The 22,693-nt window shown below is 69.7% G+C and carries 19 protein-coding genes; 14 read left to right on the forward strand and 5 right to left on the reverse strand.

Features of this window, described 5'->3' with window-relative positions; all coding sequences use genetic code 11:
- Positions 1-68: 68 nt before the first annotated feature.
- The 11 genes from Aph01nite_RS05085 (at position 69) to Aph01nite_RS05135 (ending at position 8,366) form a co-directional block, all read left to right on the forward strand.
- Positions 69-467, forward strand: a complete 399-nt coding sequence (locus tag Aph01nite_RS05085) for a peptidase inhibitor family I36 protein (protein ID WP_204039560.1) — start codon at positions 69-71, stop codon at positions 465-467.
- 52 nt (positions 468-519) lie between these two features.
- On the forward strand, positions 520-1,428 hold the full coding sequence (locus Aph01nite_RS05090; RefSeq protein WP_204039561.1) for a hypothetical protein: 909 nt from the start codon (positions 520-522) through the stop codon (positions 1,426-1,428).
- Positions 1,407-1,742 (forward strand): hypothetical protein, encoded by a 336-nt coding sequence (locus Aph01nite_RS05095; protein ID WP_204039562.1) that lies wholly within the window; start codon positions 1,407-1,409, stop codon positions 1,740-1,742. Before Aph01nite_RS05090 ends, Aph01nite_RS05095 begins: the two co-directional genes overlap by 22 nt.
- Positions 1,673-2,416 carry an ABC transporter ATP-binding protein gene (locus Aph01nite_RS05100; RefSeq protein WP_204039563.1) on the forward strand — a complete coding sequence of 248 codons (744 nt, stop codon included), beginning with the start codon at positions 1,673-1,675 and terminating at the stop codon, positions 2,414-2,416. The genes Aph01nite_RS05095 and Aph01nite_RS05100 overlap by 70 nt, the downstream gene beginning before the upstream one ends.
- On the forward strand, positions 2,409-3,536 hold the full coding sequence (locus tag Aph01nite_RS05105; RefSeq protein ID WP_204039564.1) for an ABC transporter permease: 1,128 nt from the start codon (positions 2,409-2,411) through the stop codon (positions 3,534-3,536). The genes Aph01nite_RS05100 and Aph01nite_RS05105 overlap by 8 nt, the downstream gene beginning before the upstream one ends.
- A gap of 174 nt (positions 3,537-3,710) precedes the next feature.
- The gene (locus Aph01nite_RS05110; RefSeq protein WP_204039565.1) at positions 3,711-4,241 is read left to right on the forward strand and encodes a SigE family RNA polymerase sigma factor; all 531 of its coding nucleotides are present in this window, start codon (positions 3,711-3,713) and stop codon (positions 4,239-4,241) included.
- On the forward strand, positions 4,241-5,527 hold the full coding sequence (locus Aph01nite_RS05115; RefSeq protein WP_204039566.1) for a hypothetical protein: 1,287 nt from the start codon (positions 4,241-4,243) through the stop codon (positions 5,525-5,527). The genes Aph01nite_RS05110 and Aph01nite_RS05115 overlap by 1 nt, the downstream gene beginning before the upstream one ends.
- Before the next feature lie 79 nt (positions 5,528-5,606).
- A complete protein-coding gene (locus tag Aph01nite_RS05120) occupies positions 5,607-5,771 on the forward strand; it encodes a hypothetical protein (RefSeq protein ID WP_204039567.1) in 165 nt (54 codons plus the stop codon).
- Positions 5,768-6,397: a class I SAM-dependent methyltransferase gene (locus Aph01nite_RS05125; protein ID WP_204039568.1), complete on the forward strand. Its 630-nt coding sequence runs from the start codon at positions 5,768-5,770 to the stop codon at positions 6,395-6,397. Before Aph01nite_RS05120 ends, Aph01nite_RS05125 begins: the two co-directional genes overlap by 4 nt.
- 64 nt (positions 6,398-6,461) lie before the next feature.
- Complete coding sequence (locus Aph01nite_RS05130) at positions 6,462-8,036, forward strand: bifunctional AfsR/SARP family transcriptional regulator/alpha/beta hydrolase (protein ID WP_204039569.1); 1,575 nt, start codon at positions 6,462-6,464, stop codon at positions 8,034-8,036.
- A 108-nt stretch (positions 8,037-8,144) separates the two neighbouring features.
- Positions 8,145-8,366 carry a hypothetical protein gene (locus Aph01nite_RS05135; protein WP_204039570.1) on the forward strand — a complete coding sequence of 74 codons (222 nt, stop codon included), beginning with the start codon at positions 8,145-8,147 and terminating at the stop codon, positions 8,364-8,366.
- Positions 8,367-8,387: 21 nt separating this feature from the next.
- Here the strand turns inward: Aph01nite_RS05135 and Aph01nite_RS05140 are convergent, their stop codons facing one another.
- The 3 genes from Aph01nite_RS05140 to Aph01nite_RS05150 all read right to left on the reverse strand — a co-directional run bounded on the left by Aph01nite_RS05140 (position 8,388) and on the right by Aph01nite_RS05150 (position 10,079).
- Positions 8,388-8,900, reverse strand: coding sequence for a ClpX C4-type zinc finger protein (locus Aph01nite_RS05140; RefSeq protein WP_204039571.1), 513 nt, complete (start codon positions 8,898-8,900; stop codon positions 8,388-8,390).
- A 2-nt stretch (positions 8,901-8,902) separates the two neighbouring features.
- Positions 8,903-9,541, reverse strand: a complete 639-nt coding sequence (locus tag Aph01nite_RS05145; RefSeq protein ID WP_204039572.1) for a hypothetical protein — start codon at positions 9,539-9,541, stop codon at positions 8,903-8,905.
- 148 nt (positions 9,542-9,689) lie between these two features.
- A complete protein-coding gene (locus Aph01nite_RS05150; protein ID WP_204039573.1) occupies positions 9,690-10,079 on the reverse strand; it encodes a VOC family protein in 390 nt (129 codons plus the stop codon).
- A 534-nt stretch (positions 10,080-10,613) separates the two neighbouring features.
- Here Aph01nite_RS05150 and Aph01nite_RS05155 point away from each other — a divergent pair.
- The 3 genes from Aph01nite_RS05155 to Aph01nite_RS05165 all read left to right on the forward strand — a co-directional run bounded on the left by Aph01nite_RS05155 (position 10,614) and on the right by Aph01nite_RS05165 (position 13,344).
- Positions 10,614-11,006: an effector-associated constant component EACC1 gene (locus Aph01nite_RS05155; RefSeq protein WP_204039574.1), complete on the forward strand. Its 393-nt coding sequence runs from the start codon at positions 10,614-10,616 to the stop codon at positions 11,004-11,006.
- Positions 10,996-12,807: a caspase, EACC1-associated type gene (locus tag Aph01nite_RS05160; protein WP_204039575.1), complete on the forward strand. Its 1,812-nt coding sequence runs from the start codon at positions 10,996-10,998 to the stop codon at positions 12,805-12,807. The genes Aph01nite_RS05155 and Aph01nite_RS05160 overlap by 11 nt, the downstream gene beginning before the upstream one ends.
- 141 nt (positions 12,808-12,948) lie before the next feature.
- Positions 12,949-13,344: a hypothetical protein gene (locus tag Aph01nite_RS05165; protein WP_204039576.1), complete on the forward strand. Its 396-nt coding sequence runs from the start codon at positions 12,949-12,951 to the stop codon at positions 13,342-13,344.
- Between the two features lie 32 nt (positions 13,345-13,376).
- Here Aph01nite_RS05165 and Aph01nite_RS42040 read toward each other — a convergent pair whose 3' ends face one another.
- Positions 13,377-20,192, reverse strand: coding sequence for a polymorphic toxin-type HINT domain-containing protein (locus Aph01nite_RS42040; protein ID WP_204039577.1), 6,816 nt, complete (start codon positions 20,190-20,192; stop codon positions 13,377-13,379).
- Between the two features lie 340 nt (positions 20,193-20,532).
- Positions 20,533-22,689 carry a hypothetical protein gene (locus tag Aph01nite_RS05175; protein WP_204039578.1) on the reverse strand — a complete coding sequence of 719 codons (2,157 nt, stop codon included), beginning with the start codon at positions 22,687-22,689 and terminating at the stop codon, positions 20,533-20,535.
- Between the last annotated feature and the right edge of the window lie 4 nt (positions 22,690-22,693).

The following is a 22,693-nucleotide window of genomic DNA, read 5'->3' on the forward strand; positions in this document are numbered from 1 at the left end:
TCTTTGCCGGACGTGGGCCGCGATTCGGAGGGTGGCGGTGACAGGTCGATTTCCGGAAGGGAGAAACCATGATCACCCGTACGGTGACCGCGCTGGTGACGGCCGCGCTGGCCTCCGCGACGGCCGTCACGGCGCTGACGGGGCCCGCCGCGGCGGAGTCCGCCCAGCGTGCGCGCTGCCCGGAGCGGAACTTCTGCGTGTACCAGCACTCCGGCTACGGCGGGGCCAGCTTCTGGGCCAGGCGCAGCTACCCGAGCTGGAACAAACAGCGGGCCACGGTCCGCAGGCTCGTCAACGAGGACAGCTCCGCGTTCAACCAGTGGAAGAAGCTGCGGGCCGCGATCTACTCCGAGCCGGCCCTGGGCGGGTTCATCACGGTGTGTACGCGCCCCGACGCCGGCTTCAAGAAGTTCGCCGGATCGGACAACGACAACGGCGAAGGCCACGTCTCGACGACGAGGTGCTGACCAGACGTCCGGCCGCCCCGACCCGGGGCGGCCGGGACCCGAGGACATGACGATGAAGCATTCAAGGTATCTACTTCTCACCGTCGCGCTCAGTGCCTGCTCGGCGGCGCCGGCCGTCACGGGATGGCAGCTGCCCGCGCGGCCCGACCCGGGGATTCGCGACCAGGTGCTCGGCCTCCAGGCGGGCTCCGGGGTTCTGGATCAGGCGGAGGAGGAACTGGTCCGCCGCTGCATGGCCGCCCAGGGCTTCCGTTACGTCAAGGCTCCCGCGGATCAAGGACCTGCCACCATCGAGAACGCGTACGGGATCTCGATCGGCGAAGCCCGGCGGCACGGTTACCGGACGCCCCGGACATCGGCCGCGGAACCGGAGGAGAAGCCCGAAGTGCCCGCATGGTGGCTGGCTCTCTCCGGCCGTCCTGAGGCGCCCCTGATCACGGTCGAAGTGCCCGAGATCGGTACGGTTCAGGCGACCAGCGAAGGCTGCCGTGCCCAAGCCAGATCCACGCTGTACGGCGACCCGCCCGAACGCTGGCTCTTCTACATGTTCTTCAGCGACAACTTCAAGCACCGGGTACGGGTACGGGCGGCCACGGATCCCCGGCTCGCCGTACTCAATCAGCGCTGGTCGTCCTGCATGTCCGGCAGGGGATATCCGGAGTTGCGCGACCCGGCTCAGGCTCGGGCGCTGGCCGCCGACTACTACGAGCAGGATGACCGGAACGCCCGGCGCAAGGAGATCGCGCTGGCGACGGCGGACGCGACCTGCGAGCAGACCCTGACGTACGCGCCGCGGCGCCGCGCCCTCGAGGATCGTTACTTCACGGCGGGCATGCGAATCTACGAGGCCGAGGCCGCCGCCGTACGCGAGACCGGGCGGCAGGCGCTCCGGCGCGCCCGTCACATCCTCGCCGCGACCGGGCCGGAGGAGGGGTCGGAGTGGGCCGCGCGCGGCGCGTGATCGCGGGGTCGATCCTGGTCGCCGGGACGGCGGGCTCGTGGTGGCTGGCCGGGCAGGCGCGTACGCCACAGGCACTCGCGGCGCAGGCGGAACCGCCGGCCCCGTCAGTGATCACCGTGCCGGTGCGGTGGGAGCGCACCGGGCCGGTGATCCCCGTCTCGGCCCTCCAGCCGACCGGCGACCGGGCGCGCATTCACACGAATCGGGGGCCCATTCAGATCGACGTTGTGAAGGAGGCGGAAGGATGGTTGTCGATATCCGCGCCACCAGGATCGATACGACCGGGCGACCAGGTACGCGTCTGGCCCCGGTGATCCGCGCCCACGGCCTGAGCCGGGCCTACGACTCTCCCGCCGGTCCGCAGTGGGCGCTCGTGGACGCCACCTTCACGGTCTTCCCCGGTGAGGTCGTGACGATCATGGGTCCGTCCGGGTCCGGCAAATCCACGCTGCTCCATCTGCTCGGCCTGCTCGACCGCCCCACCACCGGCACGTACGCGCTCGCCGGAGCCGACACGTCCACGCTGACCGACCGCGAGCGCGCCGGACTACGCATGCGCTCGATCGGATTCGTCTTCCAGGCATTCCACCTTCTGGCCCACAAGACGGTCCTGGCCAACGTGACGCTCCCGCTGCTCTACGCCCGGCGGCCACCCGCCGAACGGCGTGCCGCCGCCGTGTCCGCGCTGACCGGCGTGGGCCTCGCCCACCGGCTCCACGCCCTGCCCCGTACCTTGTCCGGCGGGGAGAAACAGCGCGCGGGCATCGCCCGGGCGACCGTCCTGGACCCCTGCCTGCTGCTGTGCGACGAACCGACCGGCAACCTCGACTCGGCCGCGACCGCGAAGATCATGGATCTGCTCCGGGCACGCGCCAGGGCCGGGCTCGCGGTCGTGGTCGTCACCCACGACCCCGCCGTCGCCCGGTCGGCCGACCGGATGTTGTGGCTGGCCGACGGCCGGTTGAGCGAGGTGGACCGTGATGGGTGACCTGATCGCCGAGGCCGTCGAGGCGGTCCGCGCCCGGCCCCGTACCGCGCTCACCGCCTTGGGCATCGCCCTCGGAATCGCGGCACTCGTGGCCACCATCGGCCTGACCGGTACGGCCGCGGCCCAGCTCTCCGCACGCTTCGACGCGCTCAAGGCAACGACCGTCACCCTGCACGGCCTCTCGGAGGACGAAACCGGCGAGGTCGGCAGGGTCGAGCGGCTGAACGGCGTCGTGGCGGCGGGCGTCGTGTCGGCCGCGTCCGGGGAGCTCCCGACGGTACGCGCCTCCGGCGGACCGCCCGTGGAGACCGTGGTCATGTCGGCTTCCGCTTCGGCCCTGCGTGCCCTGAACGTACGGCCGGTGTCCGGACGCGCGTACCAGGACGACACCGACAGGGGCCGCCAAGTCGCCCTCCTCGGCGACATTGCCGCCAGGTCCCTGGGCATCGACCACCCGAATACCGAAATTTCCATCTCTGGTGTGACGTACCGGCTGATCGGCATCGTCACCACGCCCGAACTGGACTCCCAAGCCCCGCTGGCCGCGATCATTCCCGACTGGGCGTCCGCCAAGAGGATCGACTTCGGCGAACCCCAGCTGGTGATCAAAACCCGGCTCGGCGCGGCTCAGCAGGTCGGCCGCGAGGCCAAGGTCGCGCTGCGCCCCCAGGCACCCGACACCCTCCCCGCCGAGATCCCGCCCGACCCACGGCACCTACGCGCCCAGGTGGAAACCGACGCCCGCGACCTGTTCCTCCTCATGGCCGCCGTCTCCCTCCTCGTCGGAGCCCTCAGCGTCGCCAACACCATGCTGATCGCCGTCCTGGAACGCCGCCACGAGATCGGCCTGCGCCGCGCCGTCGGAGCCACCCGCGGCGCCATCCTCACGCAGTTCCTCATCGAAAGCGGCCTCCTCGGCCTCGCGGGAGGCATCGTCGGCGGCATCGCCGGCCTGGACGTGGTCATCGCCGTCGCCCTCGCGAAGGGCTGGACAGCCGCCATCTCCGGCTGGGTTCTCGCAGCCGCACCCCTCACCGGCCTACTGGTCGGCCTCTCCGCCGGCCTCCACCCCGCGGTCAGGGCCGGCCGCATGGAACCCCTCACCGCACTCGCCACCTGAGTCGGGGCGTCAGCGCCGCCCCGATCGGCGGGCGATGCCACCCCCACCACTGAACCTCAACCCACGCGCGTTTTGATCAGTTCTGGTTTCGTCCACCGGGAGAAAGTCGACGGGCCGGGATCGCAACAGATCACCCGTCGCCAGGCGTCCCAGTAGTGGAACGGGAGGTGCGGTGTGGAGGAGGTCTCCGGGCGGCCGGCGAGTTTCGAGGAATTCGTCCGGGTGCGGGAGGGTGCCCTACGGCGGTACGGGTTCGTGCTGACCGGCAGCATGCACGACGGCGCCGATCTGGTTCAGGACGCGCTGATCCGGTTGAGCGACGCCTGGCCGAGGGTACGCGCGAAGGACGATCCGGAGGGATTCGTCCGCGTCACCATGGTGCGCCTGCACATCAGCAAGTGGCGGCGGCTGCGGCGGGAGCGCCTGGTCTCGCATGTGCCGGAGGCCGCCTACAGCGACGCCGACATCGAGCGGTTATCCGGCGACGCGGGCCTGTGGCGCCTGCTGGCCACATTGTCCCCGCGGCAGCGCGCGGTGCTCGTGCTCCGCTACTACGAGGACCTGGCCGACGAGGACATCGCGGTCCGGATCGGGGTTTCCCGCAACACCGTACGCAGCCTCGCCGCCCGGGGGCTGGCCAGGCTGCGGGAGACGACCGCGGTGCCCGGAAACGCTGTCGCCGTACCTGAGGTGGGGGGTTTGTGATGGCCGAGACCGTGGAGGAGCGGCTTGCCCGTACGATGCGGGCCGCGGCGGACCTCGTCCCGGACGGGAGTCTCCTGCCGGACATCCAGCGCAGGAAGGCTCAGCGGACCCGAACCCGGGTTCAGATCCTGCTGGCCGCGGCGGCGGTGATCGCGGTGATCGCGGCCACGTCCGTCGCGATGCCGCGGCCGGCTCCCGACCGGCCCGCCTCCGGCGAGCCCTCCCCGGCTCCCACCCTGAGTATGCTGGCCCGGCCCCTCGCGGAGCTCTGGCCGCAGGCGCTCGTCCAGGCCCCGGCCCGCTCCTCCGACGGGCTGGCCTACCAGCCGAAACTGGCTCTGGACGCCACGCACCTGCTGCTGATCGCCTCCGACCGGGATGACAACCCGGTACGCCTGGACACCTACGACACCACCACGGGCACCGCCACGACGCTCACGTCCATCGCCCTCACCGCCGAACTGACGTCCTACACGCTGGAATCGGTCGCCGCCGGCGACGGGCACGTGGCCTGGGTGACCAACGCGTTCACCGACGGCGGTGAGTCGGAGATGGTCACCGAACTGTGGGCGGCGCCCTGGCCGGCGGGCCCGGCCCGTCGTCTGGCGAGTTTCGCCGAGGGCGACCACGAAGGTCCCTCCAGCTCCCTCGTCGTCGGCGGCGGAAGCGTGGCGTGGACCGGTATCGAACACGTTCACAGCGTCCCGCTCACAGGCGGCGAACCCCGCGAGATTCCCGGAATCACGCCCATCGGCACGAGTGACCTCGTCGTCACGAACGGCACGCTCAGCGAGTGGCCGTGGTTCCAGGAGATCCCCGATTTCCTGGACGTCCGGCCGGACGGCACGATCCCGTCGGGCAAGCTGACCAACATCGTCACCGGGCAGAGTTTCCCGATCCGCGCCGCGGCCGGTGTCGCCATGCTCGACTGCGGCCCGCAATGGTGCGTCGGGCGGGTGCTCCAGCCCAATCCGGTGGCGCCCTCCCCATCCGATCACGCCTCCGGCAGCGAGGCGGAGGGCCCGTGGGACCGGCCCGTCATTCAGCGCCTGGACGGCAGTGGCCTGCAGTTCCTGCCCATGAGCCCGACCGCCGATCTGATGGCGGACCGGTTCGCGGTCTCGATGTCCGCGGATCGCATCTACGATCCGCACAGCGGACAGCTGGCCTCCCTGGACGACCCGGCGCGGCAGGGTGCCAGCCACTCCCCCGGCGGATCGCTCATTTACGGCGAAGGCGGCGTTCCCGGCATGTGGTGGGTGGTGAATCTCAAGGCGATCGCGTGAGCTCGCGACATCCGGGTGACAGCGCCACGACAGCCGGGGCGGCGATTCTCGGGTCGAGGACTTCGACTGTGGAGGATCGATGCGAGAGATCGGAGTGGTGGACGCGACCGGCACGGGGCGGACGCTCGGCGACCGGGATCAGATCCCGGGGGCCGAGCATGTCGTCGTCGAAGGTGCCGGTCACTGCCCTCAGGTGACGCACTCGGCAGATGTCCTGCCCCGTTTCGCGCGAGGGCCGGCATGACCGTGTACCAGGCCAACCCCGTGCGCGGCAGGCTCAACTCCCTGACCTTCCGGCTCCTCGACCGGTACGCCCACCACCTGCTCGGCGACCGCAAACAGGCCCTCTTCGCCGATCTGCCGGAGACGATCGCCGAACTCGGCCCCGGAACCGGCGCGAACTTCCGCTACTACCGCCCCGGCACCCGGGTGATCGCGATAGAGCCGAACCCGCACATGCGCTCCGCGTTGACCGCGCATGCCGCCGCGCGCGGAATCGCCGTGGACCTGCGTGCCCGCCCGGCCGAGGACACCGGCCTGCCGTCCGCCAGCGTGGACGTGGTCGTGTGCACGCTGGTGCTGTGTACCGTCCCCGACCCGCTCGCCGCCGTACGGGAGACGCTGCGCGTCCTCCGCCCCGGCGGCCGGCTGATCTTCGTCGAGCATGTGGCGGGCGAGGGCGGGTACGCCCGGCTGCAACGCGGCCTGGCCCGTCCGTGGCGCTGGTTTTTCGAGGGCTGCGAGGTACGCCGCGACACGGAACACATCCTCCGCGACGCGGGCTTCACCGAGATCAAACTCGAACGCTACACCCTCAAATCCGTCTTCGGCCCGATAAATCCGCAGATAGCGGGCGTGGCGATACGCTGACGCGCGCGCGTCCAGCGCGACGCCCATGCCCTGACAATGAATCCGGATATGTCACCATAGGCGGATGAGGTTCCGGGTGCTCGGGACGATCGAGGCGGCGGGACCCGACGGGCAGCCCTTGGCGCTGGGCGATCGGCAGCGGGCGCTGCTGGCCGCGCTGCTCGCCCGCGCCGGCGAGGTGGTCTCCGTGGATCGCCTGGCCGACCTGATCTGGGGGGACGGCCAGCCGGCCCACCCGCAGAACGCCCTGCACACCCAGGTGTCCCGGTTGCGCCGCCTGCTCGACGGCACGGACCTGCGCACCCAGCCTCCCGGCTACATCCTGCGCGTCGAAGCCGCCGACGTGGACGCCCTGCGCTTCGGCGAACTCGCGGGGGCGGCCCGGCACGCGTCGCCCGAACACGCCGTGGATCTCCTCGACGAGGCGCTCTCGCTCTGGCGTGGTCCCGCCTACGCCGAGTTCGCCGACTCCGACGCGGCCCGCCTGGATGCCATCCGCCTGGAACAAGCACGACTGGAGGCCGTCGAAGCACGTGCCGCGGCGCTGCTGGAGTGTGGTCGCGCGGCGGAAGCGGTACCGTCCCTGGACGCTTGCATCGACGAACACCCCCTCCGCGAACAGGCCCGCGCCCTGCTCATGCGCGCCCTGTACGCCCTGGGCCGCCACGCGGAAGCACTCCGCGGCTACCAGGACTACCGTCGCCGCCTCGCCGACGAACTCGGCCTCGAACCGTCCGCCGCCATAGCCGAACTCCACCTGCGCATCCTCCGCCACGACCTCCCCGCCACCCGGGACACGGCCGCGACCCCACCCCCGCTCAGCGCCATCCGCGTCCGCTACACGACGACTCCCGGCGGACGTACGCTCGCCTACGGAACCCTGGGCGAAGGCCCGCCCCTGGTCGCCCTGCCCGCCTGGGTGTCGGCCATCGACGTGATCTCCTCCGGCCGCGACCCGCGCTCCTCGATCCTCCAACGCCTGGCCGGCCACGTGGAACTCACCATCTACGACCGGTACGGCACCGGCCTCTCCCGTGGCCACGTCGACGACTACGGCCTGGACGCCAGCGTGGACGAACTCGCCGCGATCGCCCGGCGCGTCGGCCGCCCCGTGAACCTGCTCGCCATCTCCCAGGCCGGCCCGGTCGCCATCGCCTTCGCCGCCCGCCACCCCGACCTGGTCGACCGCCTGGTCTTCTTCGGGACGTACGCGTCCGCGTCCGGAGTCTTCACCCACACCGAACTGAACAACACCCTCGTCAACATGGTCAGAGCCCACTGGGGCATGGCCTCCCGCCTGTTCGCCGACCTGTTCCGTCCCGGCGGCTCCGACACCATGGCCAGACACCTGGCCGAGGTCCTCAAGGACTCCGCCGGCCGCGACGTCGCCGCCGGCTACCTCCAAGCCGTCTACGAAGCCGACACCACCGCGCTACTCCCCCACGTCACCGCCCCTTCCCTCGTCCTCCACTACACCGGCGACCGCGTCATCCCCTTCGCCGGAAGCCACCAGCTCACCACCGGCCTCCCCGACGCCCACCTGATCGCCCTCGACGGCCCGTACCACCTCCCCGACGCGACCAACCTCACCCACATCGTCGAATCCATCACGAGCTTCCTCACCCCACAAACGACCTAAGCCGACGGCTTCCCACCGCTAACCGCCACCGCTTGTCTTGCCTCAGCCGTCTTCCTCTCCAGCGCCGGCCCGGCACAAGCCGCCATCGTCGACATCCCGTTCGGCCCGTTGTCGATCGGCGAGTACTGCACCGCCAAGATCCACCCCGATGCCTGGATCGGCTTCTACGAGTCTTCCGGACTCAAGTGCTACACGCCGTCAGGCTCATCCGGACTGATCTTCCGAGGCACCGGGGACCCCTACATGACCTGCAAGCATCTCGCCGCCGACATCATCGTGGCCGCGCTCCGGGGTCCCGGCGACGGGATCATCTGCCGAGCGGTTCGCTAGCCCAGGGGTTATAGGCGGAGCCTAGGTCGCGTCGACGACTTCGCGGCAGATCCGCAGGCACTGATCACAGATGCGGACCCCGGGACCCGCTGCGATCCTGCCGTCTGCCTTTCCGCAGAACGTACAGGTCAACGCGCTGGCGGTGGGCACCAAGTCAATGTGCGGCTGTGACTGGCCGGTAGACACAACCAGCGAAGCCAGCACGACGCAGGCATCACAGATGAACACCCCGGGACCGGCGATAAGCCTGTTGACCTCCCCCTTGCCCGCACCACAGAACGTGCACACGGGTTCGGGACCCTTCTTCCGCGGCTTCCAACTCGCCGTGCCACCGGTCGACTCGATGATCTGGTGCACACGCTGATGACTCAGCTCAAGCGCGTCGGCGATCTCCCGAAACGAGGCGCCGGCCAGGTGCAGACGCCGAATGGCCCGATGGTAGGCGATCTTGGCCTGCTCGGCCCGCTCCTGCGCCTCAACCCATCCGGCCCCGGCCTCACGCGCCTGCCGCAGCAGATCCTCGTCGAGTGCCACGGTCAGCCCGCCAAGCTTCGCCGCGCGATCGCGTCCTGCAAGAGTGCCTGCTCCCCCTCCGGCAGCGTACGACCGGCGTGGACCATGTGCAGGGCGGTGAGCAATCGCGTCCGATCCTCCCCCGTACCGAGATCCCCGAGGTAGGGCGGGAGCAACAGCCCGAGCGTGGTCAGCGCGGCCCGGGCACACAGCCGGTCCAGCAGCTCCGCGAGCGGGTCGGCCTCGCTCGGCCTCGTCCGCAACCCGTCGGCCACCGCGAAGCGAATACCGTCCCGGTAGGGCCCCTCCGCCGCGTCGCCGATACACTCGGCGGCGCTCAGGTAGTGCTCCCGCGCCTTACCGGAAGCGCCGAGATCCTGATGAGCGCGCGCCAGATTCAGGTGCAGCGAAGGATAGAAGCCGCGCACACGCTCATCACCCACCCGATCGGCGCGATCCAGGCATTCCTGATTCCACCGCAGGATGTCCTCGGGCGTCGACTGGTGCCGAGCGAGGTAGTGCGCGGCAATACAAGCCTCGTAGTCGTCGCCAGCCTTGTCCCACGCCTGCCGAAACAGGTCAGCGGCGTCACTACCGCGACCCTCCACTTCGGCCTGCATACCTTGAGCACACAGCTGGATGACGGGATTGGTGGGATCCATGCCGTCTACCCTAGGTAGACAGAACGCAATCCGTCTAGCCCCATTCCTCGCACCACCTGTGGGGCGCAAAGGCCGGTGAATACCTCACCTCATCGGCGGCGACTGGCGTGAGAACTTCGCCAGGAGGCACCCTCCGCGAAGTCTGCGATCAGGCAGCGGTCGTGATCTTCCACAGATAACCATCCGGGTCGCTGAAGTAGCCGAAGTACCCACCCCACTCGGCAGCAGCAGCCGCCTTGACCACAACCCCGCCCGCAGCCTCCGCCATACGCATAACCTCATCCACCTCATCTCTGGAGTCGGCGATGAAGTGAAGCGAGACACCCCGAAACCCGGACCCCTCCGCGGAGACACCGGCGTCCTGCGCCACCGCCTCCCATTCATAGAGCGCCAGCATCGAGGACCCCTCACCCAGCCTGCACCTGACGAACCCGGGAAAATCCTGATCGATCCCGCAACCCAGCCCTTCCACATAGAACTTCCTGGCACGGGCCACGTCCTTGACCCCGAGCATGATGACACTCACCTGCAACGACACAACGATCTCCTCGAATCTCCAATGCGCAAGACATTCACCCCTGCGCAAACCAACGCCGGAACCTCTACGCCCCGGCCCACGCGACAGATCGGCCTTCCTGCAGCAACCCGGCCGATCACGAATCAGGCTAGAAGCCGAGCATCGCGATGACTTCTTCATTCCTGACCGATCACAACCGAGGCCGAGTCCTACCCCTGCCGACAATGCCATCCGCGCAGCTCATCCCCCTTGCCGGTCTTCTTGGCATGCACCCCGATCCCCCGCCGAAGTGGGCCCAGAGCAGAAGGATCTTCGCTTGAGGCAGCTGGCATCACGACGTGGATTCGGGTTGCGTCCACGGAGGTCGTGTGCCCGCCGCCTCTGTCCGGGGGGCACACCTTGCTACTTCCTTGAAAGATTCCCAAAATTGATCGTTCGCCGATTGAATGGTCACATGAGCTGCTGAAGCTTCAGCTTGGCTCGTATAAGGAATATGCGTCGGTTCGCGTCCCTTCCGGGGTGGGGCGCTCCAACATGCGTGAAGGAGCAGCTGGCGTGGAGGCACGAATCCGGGTCACCGCCGATGACAGCCTCGGTGAGTTGATCGCGCTGACCGGGTGGCTCAACAGTCAGCGCGCTCTGCAAGGCAGGGTTCGTCAGAAGAGCGCTCCGATCGGGGAACAGGAGCTGGGCGCTGCCACCGACATCCTGACTGTGGCCCTGGGGTCGGGGGGCATCGGGATCGCGCTGGTCCAGGCGCTTAAGGTGTGGCTGGCCAACCGCCACTCGGATGTGTCGATCACCGTCACGACCGAGACCGGGTCGGTGAGCGTGGAGGCCAAACGGGTGGCCGACGCGCTTCCTCTGCTGGAGCGCGTCCTGGCCGAACGGCAACCCGACCAGCTTGCCAAGCCGCGGCCCGAGCTTGAGGGCGGCGATGACTCCTGAGAGTTGGGCGGGCTCTCGCGCGATTCTCATCGGCGTCGCCCGCTACCAGGATGAGGGGCTTCCGGACCGGGCCGCAGCCGGCCACAGCCTGACGGCCATGCACCAGGTGCTGACCGATCCGAGGCTGGGCGGGTGGCCGCACGAGCTGGTCACCGTCCTGCCCGATCCCGCCGACAACCGGATCGTGGTCCGGCTGATCCGCCGGCTGGCGCAGCAGACCAGCGGAACCCTGCTGCTGTACTACGTCGGCCACGGCACACTCACTCCGCGCGGAGAACTGTGCCTGACCCTCACCGACACGTACGCCGACGCGCCCGATGTGACCGGCATCGAATACGCGCGTATCCGCCAAGCCTTCGACACGAGTCCGGCCCGGGTGAAGGCCGTCATCCTGGATTGCTGCTACTCCGGCCGCGCCATCCAGACCGAAACCCTGGCCGGCAACGCCAACCTGCTCGCCGACCAGAGCGAGGTCCGCGGCACCTACACCCTCACCGCCGCCGACCTGACCGCCCATACCTCCGCCGGCGACACCGGCAGGCCCACCAGCTTCACCGGTGAACTACTCGACCTGATCCGTACCGGTATGCCCGGCCGCCCGGACCCGCTCACTCTGGGGACCCTCTACCCCGAGCTCCGCCGTCGCCTGCACGTCCGCGGCTTGCCCGAGCCCAACCAGCGCGGCACCGACACCGCCAACGACCTGCCGTTCACCCGTAACACCGCCTCAGCGTCCGCGCCACGAGAAGCCGGCCCCCCGCGTCGGGAGCGTGCCGAACCGGCCCCGCCCACCGATTCCGCTCCACCGGCGGAGCCGACGCCGGCCCCGCGACCGCAGCCGCGGTACAGCGCACGACCACAGACGTGGAACCGCGCGCACAGGCTGAACGGTCACATCGAAAGCGTTCGGGGGGCTGCCTTCCATCCGGACGGCCACCTGCTCGCCACCGCCAGCGAAGACAAGACTGTACGCCTGTGGGACCCCGCTACCGGCCAGCCCATCGGTCCCCCTCTGACCGGCCACACCGGTCCGGTTCTGGGTGTGGCCTTCCACCCAGGCGGGCACCTGCTCGCCACGGCCAGCCGCGACAAGACGGTACGCCTCTGGGATGCGACCACCGATAGACCAGCCGACCAGCAGCCGGAAAGCACCGCGCTCAGGAGTTACGCCGACGCTGTCCTGGCGGTTGCCTTTCACCCGGACGGGCACCTGCTCGCCGCCGCGGGCGGTGACGGCATGGTGCGCTTGTGGGATCCAGCCAAGAACCAAGCCATCGGTCCCCCGCTGACCGGCCATACCGGTCCGGTTCTGGGTGTGGCATTCCGCCCTGACGGGCACCTGCTCGCCACCGCGGGCCGCGACGGCACTGCGCGCTTGTGGGACCCCACCAAGAACGAACCCGTCGGTCCCCCGCTGACCGGCCACACCGACTCCGTCAGGGGTGTTGCCTTCCACCCAGACGGGCACCTGCTCGCCACCGCGGGCAGCGACGGCACGGTCCGCTTATGGGACCCGGCCACAGGTCAGCCCATCAATGCTCCTCCGATCGGCCACACCGACTCCGTCTTGGCTGTTGCCTTCCACCCTGACGGGCACCTGCTCGCCACCGCGAGCGGCGACGGCACGGTCCGCATGTGGGACCCCGCCAATGGTCAGCCGGTCGGCAACCCCCTCACCGGCCACAGCCGTAGCGTCTTCGGGCTGGCCTTCCACCCCGGAGGCCGCTTGCTCGCCACCGCCGGCTGGGACAAGACCGTGCGCCTGTGGTCACAGACGATCCACTCCGATCCTCCTGCATAACCGGGCTCATAACCGCCCGAACTGGAGGCCACTCTCACTGACGGCAAACGACTCCACGACCCGCACAAACCGATTCGTTGACCTGCGCACCGCGGGCGAAGAGTTTGCCGCGGCCGTCGCCATCGCCGAGGATGAAGGGTCATGAGCGAGGAGCCTCGGAACGCGTACGAGCGGAGAAGACGACGCGGGGAAGAGGAGCAGCGGGCTCGGGAGGAGAAGTTCTGGGCCGGGCTCACGGTGTTGCGCGTCCTGCGGGACGACGAGTTCGAAGGGTTGCCCTGTCTGCCGGTCGACTTCCACGTGCTCCCGCATTTCGACGGCCGCGTGGAGGACATCGCGGTTTGGTTGATCTTCGCCACGACGGCGGAGTCCGACCAGGTCCGGGAGCCGGCCGAAACGGCCAGGTACCTGGCTCACGTGCAGGTTCTGCTGCGCCGGGTCCATTTCCCCGAGGAGGGAGTGGCCACCCTGGGCCTCTATCCGACATCGCTGCCGGAGATCGAGGCCGCAGGGGGCAAGTTCCATTACTTCCGCTGACCCGCCGGGATCAGCAGGGCATCGGGAGGGCGTCAGGAGGGCGGGGGAACATAAGCGGCGCCGTCCGGCGACAGCACATATCCCTTGGACTTGAGGTAGGCGATCTCCCGCGCGTACGCCGATCCCGGCCGGGCGTCCTTGGTGGCGCGCACGAAGACGTGCCCGTCGGCGATCGCGCGATCCAGGAAGGCCTCGTTCAGCGCCCACTGTTCGGTTGGGGTGAGTTTGTCGAAGACCTTGGGGTCCACGTAGAAGTAGTTCGCCCCGATCGCCTTGGCGTGGTCGAGGTATTCCGGGAAGTGCCCGATGACGGTCACCCCGCACGGCGCGTTGTGCACGAGCGCGGACGCGCCGCCGGCCGCCACAAAGTAGGTGTGCTCGCCGGCCACTGTCAGGTTGTGCACCTGGACGCGCTCCGCCCAGTGGCGGACCGAGTCGACCTGGATCCAGGTGCCCGCCGAGGTCCGCAGCCAGGAGCCCGCCTTCAGCCGCCCGGCCTCCACCCAGCTGCCGAGATCCGGCTCCCAGAAGGGATGCGTGTCCGTCGCCACCAGCGGTTCGGCGTCGCCGCGGACCGTGATCGCGACCATGGATTTCAGCCCGTCACTGCCGAGCAGCGCCACCACTGGCCGCGGCCGCGCCTCACCCGTCCGCGGGTCGGCCGCCATCACCAGGTCGCCGGCCTTCACCTGCTCGATCGGCCGGTAGGAGCCGTCCGCCATCAGCACCGGCGTGCCTGGGGCGAAGCTGCTGCGCACCACGCAGAGGGCGCCGACCCGCCCTGCTCTGCCGGCCAGGCTGTTGGCCGCCTTCTCCACCCACGCGGACTTGACGCCGAGCCGTTGCACCACGGTGGCGATCCTGGAGCCGGGAATGAAGCCGACCGCGAACATCGCGCAGGCCACGAAGTCGCCCTTCGCGCAGTTCTCCGCGTCCTCGATCAGCATGTTCATCAGGTAGCCGAGGATGGATTTGATCTTGCCTTTGAGCTCCTCGGGGATGTCGAAGCCGACGAGCTTCTCCAGTTGCTGGACCGTCCAGCAGCCACACGCGAACATGTTCTGGAGCCGGTCGTCCATGTCCTTGAGCTTCTCGGCGAACGACGAGGCGGCCTTCCAGTTCTTGCACTTCTGCGAACTGGTGTTCTTGCAGAACTTCTTGTAATTCCGCTCGTAGTCCAGGCAGGCCTGGTACTGGTGGTCCTTCTCGAAGTCCTTGCGTACGCAGACCGACAGGCCGGTCCGGTCCGACAGGCCGATCGGGTTGTCCCCCGCGTACGCGTAGGGGTTGGCCCATTGGGGCTTGCGCAGGTCCAGGAGCGGGTCGGTGGAGACGAAACGGCCGATCGAGGGGTCGTAGTAGCGCGCGGACAAATAGTCCAGGCCGGTCGAGTCGTCCTCCACCAGGCCGAGGAACCCGTGGTCGGTGAACGGCAGGTCGTCGATGCCGCGGCGTTTCCCGTAGGGCAGGTAGCGTTCCCGGGAGACCTGGCCGGTGCCGTCGTCGATCGCCAGTTGCGTCGATCCGTGCAGGCCGGCGGTCAGCCACTTCAGCCCGCCGGTGGCCCGCATGGCGACCGTCGAGCCGTCGGGGGTGGTGTAGTAGCGCGACCCGGTGACCACGCCGCCCGCCAGCGTCAGCTCCATCGCGCCCAGGTAGAGCACGGTCTTGCCCGGCTCGCGGCGGATCAGCCGCTCCCCGGCCGCGTCGTACACCATCGTGGTCTGGTCGCCGCCGACCGTCGCCGTGGTGAGCTGGCCGAGCGGGTCCCACTCGAAGGTGGCGCCGGTGCCGCCGACGGTGCGGGAGGTCATCTGACCGGCGGCGTCGTACCCGTAGGAGTCGGTGCCGCCGGGACGGCTGATCGAGCTGACGGCGTTGGGCCGGACCGACGTGGGGCCGGAGGCGGGATAGTTGTGCGTGGCGGTCTGCCCGCCCTCGGTGGAGCTGACGATGTTGCCCACCGCGTCGTAGCCGAACGCCTGACTGTAGGGGTCGATCCCGAGACTGTCCGCTCCCCCCTGGCAGGTGGCCGCCGTGGTGGTGAAGGCGGTCGACAGGCGGTGCAGCCCGTCGTAGCCGAAACACTCCGACTGGCCGGGGCTGCCGCCCACGGCGGAGGAGGCGTCCAGGATCCTGGTGATCTCACCGGACAGGTCGTAGCTGTAGCGGTCGTCCTGCACGGTCTGCGGCGTGGCGTCGGCGCCGGTGGCGGTCGTCACCCGGTCCAGCCATCCGGTGCCGGCGTTCCAGGCCAGGGTTCGTCTGATCTTTCCGGTCGGGCCGTACCAGCGGTCGGACATCAGGCCGGTGGGCGTGTAGGCGGTGTCCTTGACGTAGGTGACGCCGCCGCCCAGGTCGGAGGTGAGGGTCTTGGGCAGGCCGAGGCCGGTGTAGCCGGAGGTGATCGTCTCGGCGGGCAGCCCGCCGGCCGCCGGCATGCCCAGCGTGGCGATCGCGCCGCCGAGGGTGTAGGAGCTGGTGAACGTGTACGACCCGGCCAGCAGCCCTTCGACGGCGGGCACGGTCACCGTGGACCCGGTGGGGCGGCCCATCGGGTCGTAGCCGGTGACCGTCTCGGTGTACGCGTTCGCGCCGTAGTACCTGGTGGAGGAGGTCGGCCGTCCCTTGGACAGGGTGTCGTACGCCAATTCGGCGAGTTTGACGCCGGTGCCCGCCTCGCCTGACCACTGCGCGGTCTTGCGGCCCAGGTCGTCGTAGCTGTAGGAGACTTTCTGGCCCTTGCCGTTGATCGTCCAGAGCAGGTTGCCGGCGGCGTCGTGCGCCTGGGTGGTGTCTCCCGCGTCGGGGTCGTGCCCGCCGGTACGACGCCCCAGCAGGTCGTAGCCGAACGTGCGGATGTTGCCCTTGGCGTCGGTCTGTCTGGTCAGGTTGCCGTTGAGGTCGAACTCGAAGACGGTGTCGTGGTGGGTGGTCGCGTCCTTCCATTCCTCGATCTTCGTGACCTGGTCGGCCACGTCGCTGACGTGAACGGTTTTGCCGCCGGTGGGTGGCTGAACCTGCCGGACGTCGGCGAAGGGATAGCTGGTGGTGGTCCGGCGGAACTCGGCCGCTCCCGCCATGTCGGCGACGGCCGTCGGCCTGGCGAGACCGTCGTAGGTCTGGGCGGTCCAGCGCGGCAGCGTGCTGAGCGCCGGGTTGAGCAGGCCGCTGCCCGGGCCGGCGGCGTTGTGCGCCGGGGCCGACCGGGCCGCCTGGAGGCCCCGGGCGTCATAGGTGGTGACCTGGACGATCCTGCCGCCCGCCGGGGAGGGCGTCTGCACTTCCCGCTGCCGTCCGAGCCCGTCGACGTAGGTGTGCGAATCAGTCCACACCGTCTGCGCGCCGCTACCGGACAACGACCGGCTGACCGTGGTCCGGGCAGGGCCGGTCACCAGCCCGGCGCCGTCCACCGGGATCGTGTACGCCACGCTCGCGGCGGGGGTGTCACCCGATCGGGGACGTTCGGGAGTCCACAGGCGCAGGGTCCGGCCCAGCGCGTCGTAGTCGATGCCGCGCTCATGGCCGTCGGCGTCCCTTGACGTGACCACCTTGCCGTGGCGGTGATCCGGCCAGCTGGTGAGCGTGTGGCCGAGCTGGTCGGTGTGGGCGACCCCGTTGCCGGGCCAGCCGACGGCGGGGCTGAAGGTGGTGGAGCTGACCTTTCCGAGCGGGTTGGCCTGGGTGAGCTGGCGGCCGTACCCGTCGTAGGTGGTCTTCACCGTGGCCACGTCGGTGGCGTTGAGATTGGTACGGACCTCGGTCGGGTTGCCCTTGGTGGGGGTGGCGGTGGTGCTGGTCGCGCCGTCGTACAGGGTGACGGTCCTGCCCAGGAGTGTGCCGCTGGTGCAGGTGTCGCCGGCGCGGCGTTCCTCGGTCATCGGCAGGTTCAGCATCCACAGCGCCGTGTTGCGGGCGTAGGTGACGCTGGCGCACGCGTTGTCGGTGGCCAGGCCGCGCTGCCCGGCCTCGTTGATCGTGCTGGGCAGGCCGTCGGCGTTGTAGGCGGTGGTGGTGTCGACGTAGCGCCAGCCCGCGGTGACCTTGTCGCGGGAGACCTCCTTGGTGGCGTCGACGCGGACCGGATCGTAGACGCCGGGTCCGTTTCCGGTGGACACGCGGGTGTGTTCGGTCCGGGTGCCGCCCATCTCCTCGTACGCGGTGGGGCCGCTCGCGGTGGCGGCGGTCGCCCGGTACGTCTGCTGTTGCAGCACCCGCCCCGCCAGCGGGCGTCGATCCTGACGGGCGGTGTTCTCGAAGTCGGTGATGGTGGTGTTGCGGGTGCCGCCGCCGGCCAGGACGTCGTCGTACATGCCGCGGTAGAAGGTCGCCAGCGAGACCGAGTATCCGGCCGGGTCGGCGCCCGCGCCGACGATGGTGCGGACCTGCTGGTAGCCGCGGAACTGGTCCCAGTCCTCCTCCCGGAACACGCACGCCTCCGGGAACGGGAAGGTGATCACGCAGAGTTCGGTCTTGGTGTCGATGTAGGAGAACGGTTTGGCCCAGCCGGGGTTGCCCACGTACTCGTAGCGGGTGGCCATGTTCGGGGATCCGGCCACCATGTCGCGCTCGCTCACCTGGGTGGTGAGCCACTTGTTGTAGACGGCGAAGACGGTGATGACGCCGCCGAGCGCGTTCTCGTAGGTGTCGATGTAGTCGTAGTAGCAGTCGGCCACCCGGGTGTCCCACCCGGTCGGGGAGCTGGTCCAGTTGCAGCCCTTCGGCTGGCCGTAGCTCACCTCGATCCGGCCGCCGAGGCCGTTGGCGACGGCGGAGACACGCGGGAAGCTGAGCCGGGCGGTCCGCTCGCCCTCGACCAGGCGGCCGTGGTCGGCCCGGTTGTCCAGCAGGGTGGAGTCGAAGTCCATGACCGGCAGGACCACGTCGGGGCCGTCTCCGGCCAGGCCGACGGTTTTGATCGTGTCCAGCCAGAGGAGCTGGTTGACGTTGCCGCCCGGGGTGACCGGATGGGAGGCCACCCAGCGGTAGCCGAACTCGTACCGGGCGACCTCGTCCCACGGCCCGGAGCCCAGCCGCGCCGAGGTGACGATGGAGTCCAGCCGTTTGGTGATGTAGAACGCGGTGCTGTCGTTCTGGCAGTTGGTCGAGCCGGGCACGCAGTTCAGGTCGCCGGGGGTGTCGTCGAACCAGGGTCCTCCGTGGCCGGGTGGCGGGGTGCCCCGGTTGACCGCGTTGAAGACCACCTGCGCCGCCGGGACGGACCCCGCCACCCCGGAGTTGTGACCGTATTCGACGCGTGCCAGATATCCACCCCGGTCGTAGCGGATGGCGCCGCCCAGCCCGCAGCCGCCGCAGTAGCCGTTCTCCTCCCGGGTGTAGAAGTAGTCGACCACGTTCGCCTTGGCGTCGACCTCCTGGTCGAGGTACCACCGCCAGGGCGCCCGGCAGAACGATCCCGCTCCCAGGGCCGGGCTCTGGCCGGTGGTGAAGTTGTGCTTGGGATACTGGCTGTGGCACGGCTCGCCGGGATCGTCACCCAGGTAGGGCGCCTGCAGTGACGCGTCCCGCCGGAACCCGAACCGGTAGACGGTGCCGTCCTGGGTGGTCACCCGCCAGTAGGGCTGCTGGCTCTCGGCCCCGCTGGCGATCTGCTCGATCTTCCAGCCGAAGTCCTCCACCGTCTTGTACGCCCCTGACGTGCGATCCTTCACAATCGCCGAGGACCGGCCCTCCAAGGAGAGCACGAGGTGGGAGTTGCCGCGATCGATGGTCGCCGAATCCTCGTCGTTCTCGTCCGGCGACTCCCAGCACCAGTGTTTCCAGCTGTGCTGGTTGATGTTCTTACTCAGTTCGGGCGCGATCACGGAGAAGAAGGCGTCCGACGCGCACGACCGGAAACGCCGCTCGATGTACGCGTCCGACAGCCCCCACCCCATCCCCACCCACGGAGCCTGGTTGTTGCTGTATCCGGTCAGCGAGTCCACCGACGAGGACGAGTACGCCAGCGCCAGTTCGGGCCCGAGCCCCGACACCGAGGGCGGCAGCGGGATCGGAACGGTGTAGGAGAAGTCCCCGCCCGAGTTCCCCGACTGCCAGGTGCCGGACGGCTTGAGGTCGGTGGCCGCGAAACTCCCGGTGGCCGAGGTCGGATCCGGCGGTTCGGCGAAGGACGCCAGCAGCACTACCGAGCCGTTCTCGGGCGCGGTGGCGATGTCGGCCCTGATCCGGTTGCCGGCCAGATCGTTGGTGACGCGGAGCCGCCGGGCTCCACCGCGGCAGCCCGCGGCGGGAACCGGGTCCAGCGCGCATGCGGGCAGTTCCACCAGCCCGAGCCGGGACGCGAACCCGGCTGGATGAGCGTCGCGGAAGGGGCCGTAGTCAATGCTCAGTCCGACGCGCCCCGGCGTGGCGACCGCGTCGGCGCGGGTCAGGGTGACGGCCATGCCCACCCCGCCCAGCCGGCGGGCGGTCTCACTGCCGAGGCTGCGTACCCGTACCCGTCCGGGCGGCAGGGCAGCGCGTTCCGCCGCCTCCCGTTCCGCCTTGGGGGCGTTCTCGCGCACCGGCTCCGGTCTGGCCTGGCCGACCCGTACGCCCAGGTTCCCGGCGGCGACGAGTTCACCCGGCCGCACCACGACGTCGGCCTGCCCGGCTTCCGGCCAGACCGGGGCCGGTGTGGCAGCCGCGGGAAGATCCTCCCGTCCGGGCGGCGGTGTGGCCTGGGCGACCGGGACCGACGCGACTGATATTTCCGGATTCGTGGGCGGTGCGGCCGCGGCTGCGGCTTCGACCAGCCCTGGTGGTACTCCTCCACCCGACAGGAACACGGCCACCGCCGTGCCGATACTTCCCCCGACGAGCCCGACCCTTCCCCGTACCGTTCCCATGCGTACCCCCACGCATTCCGTGGCACACGATTGAGGCAGTCACGGGGATCATCACTTTTCTCATTACCAGTGACAAGAGATGAAATATGTAAGGAAACAGGCACTCGGGGTCACTGCGACAGGCGTCCAAAAGATGGATCGCCGAGGCAGAAGATACGGCTGATCTCGGACAGCCCCAGCTCGAGGGGGGGCCTGCTCGATGAGGAGGGACATCTCGCGAGCACCTACGGCACGGACGCCTTAGTCCTCATCCGGCCGGACGGGCATGTCGGACTTGTCGCCGAGCCTTCGGACACGTCAGCCGTTGCCGTCTACCTCCGTGCACTGTGAAAGCAGAAGGTCATCGATGGACGACGACCTTCTCGCTCCGTCCCGGGTAGGACATGATCAGCAGGCGCTGAGCGCCCCAGTCGTCCCCCTTGCCGGGGACCAGGTCGTAGTGGACGCGGATCCGGTAGTGGCCCGCGCCGCGCGCGGCCAGGTTGGGGAGCGGCGTGCCGCCCATCGCGTCGGCGATCGCGATCTCACCGCTGACCGTCTGGTGGCCGAACTCGACGACGTGGTCCCAGCCCTTGGTCTCGATCGGCGGGCGGCGGAGGTAACTCGCGGTCGTGACGCACAGGGTGATGTCGGGATGGACGTAGATGTTGAGCTGGCCGGGTCCGACGCCCACGCGTTCGCTCTCGAAGGGGAGAGCGCCGTCGTACGGGTCGTGTTCGGCGATTTCCTCCTCGTACGCCATCAGCTGGCCGTAGTCCGTGAACATGGGTTCCCGCTGGGCGACCACCTGGACCGGTTCGATGGGAGGCCGGTGGCGGGGAGCTTCCCGGCATTTGCGGCGTTCCGCGGCCTCCAGGGCGAGCATCTCGCGTTCCTCCTCGGCGGCGGCCGCGGTGACGATCGCGGCGGCGCGGGGGCAGATGTCGGCCAGGGTGTATTCGAGGTCCGCGACCCGGACGCCGTCGGTCCGCTGCACGCGGGCCAGTTCGTGCGGGTCGTTCCGGGTGTAGACGCCGCACAGGCGCTCGCCGTACGCGAGGACGTACCGGTCGGGGTCGTGCTTCACCGAGGTGAGCACGTCGGTGGTGCGTACCTGACAGAGGAAGGTGGAGCGTGCTCCGCGAAAACAGTCCTCCTGTGCCGTGGTGCCGCCACGCCACTGGTCGCCCACGGGGAGGAAGAGGAGGCCGCCGACCGGCGCGATCGCCGCCGTGGCGAGATGGAGGCGGGTGCGGCGGGGCGGACCGCCGTACAGCAGGCGCAGCAGGATCGCGGAAGCGGCGAAGGCGGCGCTGGACCACAGCGGGGACACGCCGGCCTCGCCGGTCAGGGTGAGCGAGAACATGGGGTCGAACGTGTACCCGGCCACCTCGGTGGCCGTCACGTGCGCCACGCCCGACGCGGCGGCCAGAGCCAGCGCCGCGGTCGTCGTCCGTACCAGGCGGCGGGTCCTGCGGACGACCGCGACCAGGACCAGGACGGCCAGGCCGCCCGCTCCGACGAACACGTTGACGGCGGCCCAGAGCATCGCCGTCTGCGGGCCGGACGACAGGACGTACTCGATCGGCCCCTCGGGTCCCAGCCAGACCGGCCGGCCGCGCACCAGCGCCGGAAGGGCCGGGAGCAGCGGGAGAGCCACCGCCGCCGCCGCGAGCGGCCACCAGCGGGCCGGCGCCCGGACCGGGACCGGCCGGGCCGACGGAAGCCGTGCGGGCGGACTCGCCAGGTCGTGGGCCGAGCGGGCCTGCCACACGATCAGCAGCGGCCCCACGACTGCGGAGACAATTAACAGGCTGTAACTGCTCCCAAGAGCGAAGAGCCACGGTGTCAGGACGTACGGCGACGCGGTGCGGACGGCTCCCGCCCAGATGGTGGTCCTCCCCCATCTGCCGTCGCGGGCCTGAGCCACCAGGGTGAGCACCAGCCACAGCGGCCAGGGGATTCCGCTCGCCCCGGCGAACTCGAAGACCTCCTCGGCGACATGCGCGTCGATCTCGTCCGCGACCACGGTTCCGACCCAGGAGATCCCAGTGATCAGCCCGGCCACGAGCGCGGTGATCCGCAGCACCCGCGGGGCCCGGTTCAGGACCCGGAAGAACAGCGGGGCCAGGGCGAGGAGGATCAGGCCGTCGACGGCATCCGTCCACCAAGGCAGGCGGATCGGGAGCAGTTGGACCAGGTTCAGCCCCACCCAGAGATAGAGCGTCACCCGCAACCAGCGAACCGCCCGATCCCTGGGCGCCGGCTCGCCCTGACCGGTCACCCGGCCGCGCAGGATCTGCCACAACGCCCAGCCCTGGACGCATCCGACCAGGATGAGACCGACGATCAGCCCCCACGCTTCGTCGTCCGGTTCGTCGAAGTCCTCCCGGAAGACGATCCGGACGACGGGTGCGCTGTCGCCCGTCACGAGAGCGATGACGCCGAACGCGCCGACGACCGCCGCATAGAGGACGGCGATCAGCAGGGCGGGGATGCCGAAACGGTAACGTCGCACGCGT

Source organism: Acrocarpospora phusangensis (assembly GCF_016862995.1).
GTDB classification, from domain to species: Bacteria; Actinomycetota; Actinomycetes; order Streptosporangiales; family Streptosporangiaceae; genus Acrocarpospora; species Acrocarpospora phusangensis.

What these genes read in the sequence shown, in the direction of transcription:
- Aph01nite_RS05090 (WP_204039561.1), top strand. Translation starts at nt 520, where the DNA reads ATGAAGCATTCAAGGTATCTACTTCTCACCGTCGCGCTCAGTGCCTGC.
- Aph01nite_RS05085 (WP_204039560.1), top strand. Translation starts at nt 69, where the DNA reads ATGATCACCCGTACGGTGACCGCGCTGGTGACGGCCGCGCTGGCCTCC.
- Aph01nite_RS05125 (WP_204039568.1), top strand. Translation starts at nt 5,768, where the DNA reads ATGACCGTGTACCAGGCCAACCCCGTGCGCGGCAGGCTCAACTCCCTG.
- Aph01nite_RS05120 (WP_204039567.1), top strand. Translation starts at nt 5,607, where the DNA reads ATGCGAGAGATCGGAGTGGTGGACGCGACCGGCACGGGGCGGACGCTC.
- Aph01nite_RS05145 (WP_204039572.1), bottom strand. Translation starts at nt 9,541, where the DNA reads ATGGATCCCACCAATCCCGTCATCCAGCTGTGTGCTCAAGGTATGCAG.
- Aph01nite_RS05160 (WP_204039575.1), top strand. Translation starts at nt 10,996, where the DNA reads ATGACTCCTGAGAGTTGGGCGGGCTCTCGCGCGATTCTCATCGGCGTC.
- Aph01nite_RS05100 (WP_204039563.1), top strand. Translation starts at nt 1,673, where the DNA reads ATGGTTGTCGATATCCGCGCCACCAGGATCGATACGACCGGGCGACCA.
- Aph01nite_RS05115 (WP_204039566.1), top strand. Translation starts at nt 4,241, where the DNA reads ATGGCCGAGACCGTGGAGGAGCGGCTTGCCCGTACGATGCGGGCCGCG.
- Aph01nite_RS05105 (WP_204039564.1), top strand. Translation starts at nt 2,409, where the DNA reads ATGGGTGACCTGATCGCCGAGGCCGTCGAGGCGGTCCGCGCCCGGCCC.
- Aph01nite_RS42040 (WP_204039577.1), bottom strand. Translation starts at nt 20,192, where the DNA reads ATGGGAACGGTACGGGGAAGGGTCGGGCTCGTCGGGGGAAGTATCGGC.
- Aph01nite_RS05165 (WP_204039576.1), top strand. Translation starts at nt 12,949, where the DNA reads ATGAGCGAGGAGCCTCGGAACGCGTACGAGCGGAGAAGACGACGCGGG.
- Aph01nite_RS05130 (WP_204039569.1), top strand. Translation starts at nt 6,462, where the DNA reads ATGAGGTTCCGGGTGCTCGGGACGATCGAGGCGGCGGGACCCGACGGG.